Genomic DNA, 3,143 nt, shown 5'->3' with positions numbered 1-3,143 from the left:
ACGGATGCAGTACCGCCCCGGACTGCTGGTCGGCTTCCTGGCCAGCACCGGCTTGGAGTTCGGATCGTTCCTATAACAACCGCCCTTAATGATCTTTAGGTGCCCCGAAACTCGGCTTGCAGGATCGCCGTGGCACCGTCCTCGAAGATGTCGGTCACGCGAACCTCGTTGTCCGGGAACGCGTCCTGCCAGATGGAGTAGAACGTCCTGACCATTTCGGTACCTGAGCCGCTGGCCCCAGGGCCGACGATCTGCGCAGCGGGGCTGAAGTCGCCCACCCAGGCCGCCGAGTCGTGGGCGTTCCAATGCTGAACGTTCTGCTCCAGACCAGCTCGCGCCTCACCCATCGCTGGTCCTCCCTGACCGAACGAGGTCGTGCGGGTGCGCGAGGCTACGCCGATGATAATGGTCCCGGAAGGGGTCGACCGGTGACCTCCGAACAGCACGCGGAGGCGCGCCGAAGTCATAGCGAAACGATCTCCTAGGCCCGTCGCCGGCCCCGGCCTGCCCGTCGGGCATGCGCCGGTCGGAGGCGGTGCGCTCAGTTGCCGGCGGCCCGGAACATTTCCACGACGTCTGCCTTGATGCGCCCGCGGGCGTTGACCTCGATGCCCTGCCCGGCCGCCCACGCGCGCACCGCGGCCGGGTCGTATCCGGCGTATGCCGGCTTCGCCGCTGGCGCGCTCCGGCGTCCGCCGCCGGTCACCTTCCGCGCAGCGTCAACGTACCGAGAAAGTCCTTTGCGCATTTCCGCTGCGTTCTCAATCGAGAGGTCAATCTCGTACTCGGTCTTGTCCAGGGCGAACTTCACGGTCGTGTCGGCCGGGTCACCGGTGAGGTCATCGACCAGAACAACCTGAGTCTTGGTAGCCATAGAGCCAAGAGATCAGAGGCGCAGACGGGTTGTCAACTGAATGGAACCCCGCGAGGGTGAGGATAAGCAAACCCTCGGCGACGTTCGTCGTCGTCGAAGGGAGCTAACTAGCCACGTGAGCGGCAGGCTCCACCGCCCTAAGGTTTCGGCGTGCCTGCTTGGGGGGGTGATCAAACAGCGGCTGCGGATCAGAGACTCAGGAGGGGGTCAGTTTTTGCCGCCGTTGCGTCCTCTGCTGCGAAGCCCCAGCCTGCGCATGGCGCGCGCCCGCTTTTCGAGCCACCAGCCGAACTCCGGATGCCACATCCGGTGGTCCTGGTCAGCGCCTAGCTCACGGGCCGCGTGCAGAGTCCAGTTGGGGTTGTCCAGCAGCTCCCGGGCGAGCGCGACGAGGTCGACGTCGCCCTGCTCGAGGGCGCGGTTGACCAGCTTGGGATCCCACAGCAGGCCGACACCGATCGTCGCGATGCCGGCGCCCTTTTTCACCTGCGCGGCGAGGGGCAGTTGATACCCCTGTTCGAGGGTCATGCCCTGGGGGCGTTCGCGTCCGGCGATGCCGCCGCTCGAGCAGGCGATCGCGTCGACGCCCAGGTCCTTCAGGCGCCGCGCCAGGTGGATCGTGTCATCGACCTGCCAGCCGTCCGGATGCCAGTCGGTCACCGACAGACGAAAGACCAACGGATACTCGTCGGGCCAGACCTCGCGGATCGCCGCGGCGACCTCGGCCGCCAGCCGGCCTCGTCCTTCGAGGCTTCCCCCGTAGCCGTCCCGGCGTCGGTTCGCAAGCGGGGAGTAGAACTGATGGAGAAGAAAGCCGTGCGCGGCGTAGACCTCGATCACCCGGAAACCCGCTTCGCGGGCCCGCTCAGCGGCGGCGCGGAACGCCCCGATGACTTCCCTGATGTCCTCCGCGCTCATCTCGGCCGGCGCGGGCCAGCCCTCGGCGTACGGGACCCCGCTCGGGCCCACAGCGGGCCACGGCTGCTCACCGCGCTGCGCGATGTCCTCCTCATCGACCGGTGTCTCCCCGTGCCACGGTCGGCGCTCGCTCGCCTTGCGCCCCGCGTGCGCGAGCTGGATTCCCGCCACCGCCCCCTCCCGCTGGAGGAAGCGGGTGACCGCCGCGAGACCGTCAACGTGGGCGTCCGACCAGAGCCCGAGGTCGCCGTGCGTACGCCGGCCGCGCTCCTGGACCGCGGTCGCCTCGGTGAACACCAGGCCAGCACCGCCGAGGGCGAACCGACCGAGGTGGACCAGATGCCAGTCGTTCGCGACACCGTCCTGCGCGCGGTACTGGCTCATCGGCGAGACCACAACGCGGTTCCTGAGCGGCACACCGCGCAGCGTGAACGGCGCGAACAGCGTCATCGGGTGCGACTCCTCTCGATCCTGTGAACCGTCCTGGATTTGACGGAGGCCGGGTTCAGGCCACCTCGAGGACCGGGGTGGCGGTGGTGTCACGGTAGTTGTTCTCGAACTCCACCGGTGGGCGGTAGCCGATCGCCGAGTGCAGGCGTTCGGTGTTGAACCAGTGGACCCAGGCCGCGGTCTCCCGCTCGACCTCGTTGCGCCCGGTCCAGGAACGCTGCCGGTCGATGAGCTCGGTCTTGTACAGGCCGATGGTCGACTCCATCAGCGCGTTGTCCAGGGCGTCGCCGACCGAGCCGATCGAGCCGGCGATGCCGGCCTCGGTCAGCGCCTCGGTGAACGCCACCGATGTGTATTGCGACCCGGCGTCGGAGTGGTGAATCAGGCCGGTGGCGGTGAAGGCGGCGTTGCCGCGGCGGCGGGTGAACAGCGCCTGCTCGAGCGCGCTGGTTACCAGCGGGGTCGTCTTCGCCGTGCTGACCCGCCAGCCGAGGATCCGGCGGGAGTAGACGTCGGTGATTAAGAGCCCCCGCCAGTAGGCAGAGCTGCGGCGTTCGGCGTGGTTGAGCGTGGAGGGCAGGCACGAGGGCCACGCTCGCGAAGGTGCTAACGCTCCGTGAGCTGTGGACCGCTCGTGCCTGCCGTCCCATCCTGCATCCTTGACCCGCTGCGCGAGCAGTTCCTCGCGCTGCTGCCGCCGCACGTCGATGAGCATCCGCTGGGCTGTCACCGACCCCGCATCGACGATGCGGTGGTCTTGGACAAGCTCGTCGAGGCGCTGGTCTTCGGCGCCGGATACGAGCGGATCGCCGACGCCGCCTGCTCGGCCACCACCCTGCGCCGCCGCCGGGACGAGTGGATCCGGCTGGGCATCTTCGATGCTCTGCGGCTGGCCGCCCTC

The 3,143-nt window shown here is 68.4% G+C and carries 3 protein-coding genes and 2 pseudogenes; 1 reads left to right on the top strand and 4 read right to left on the bottom strand.

Going from position 1 to position 3,143, the window contains the following annotated elements; genetic code table 11:
• Window positions 1-95 precede the first annotated feature (95 nt).
• The 4 genes and pseudogenes from CNO22_RS26420 to CNO22_RS26405 form a co-directional block, all read right to left on the bottom strand.
• On the bottom strand, window positions 96-347 hold the full coding sequence (locus CNO22_RS26420) for a nuclear transport factor 2 family protein (RefSeq protein ID WP_157937152.1): 252 nt from the start codon (window positions 345-347) through the stop codon (window positions 96-98).
• 194 nt (window positions 348-541) lie between these two features.
• Window positions 542-874: a histone-like nucleoid-structuring protein Lsr2 gene (locus CNO22_RS26415; protein WP_100502205.1), complete on the bottom strand. Its 333-nt coding sequence runs from the start codon at window positions 872-874 to the stop codon at window positions 542-544.
• A gap of 207 nt (window positions 875-1,081) precedes the next feature.
• Window positions 1,082-2,242, bottom strand: a complete 1,161-nt coding sequence (locus CNO22_RS26410) for an NADH:flavin oxidoreductase/NADH oxidase (RefSeq protein ID WP_100502204.1) — start codon at window positions 2,240-2,242, stop codon at window positions 1,082-1,084.
• A gap of 55 nt (window positions 2,243-2,297) precedes the next feature.
• Window positions 2,298-2,762, bottom strand: a pseudogene (locus tag CNO22_RS26405) (transposase); the annotation flags it as partial.
• A 114-nt stretch (window positions 2,763-2,876) separates the two neighbouring features.
• Between CNO22_RS26405 and CNO22_RS26400 the strand changes: the two are divergent.
• A pseudogene (locus tag CNO22_RS26400) lies at window positions 2,877-3,143 on the top strand (IS5/IS1182 family transposase); the annotation flags it as partial.

Source organism: Geodermatophilus chilensis (genome assembly GCF_002802985.1).
Taxonomy (GTDB): domain Bacteria; phylum Actinomycetota; class Actinomycetes; order Mycobacteriales; family Geodermatophilaceae; genus Geodermatophilus; species Geodermatophilus chilensis.
The sequence above is the reverse complement of the archived record's forward strand: the minus strand, read 5'-3'. Positions and strand labels throughout refer to the sequence as shown.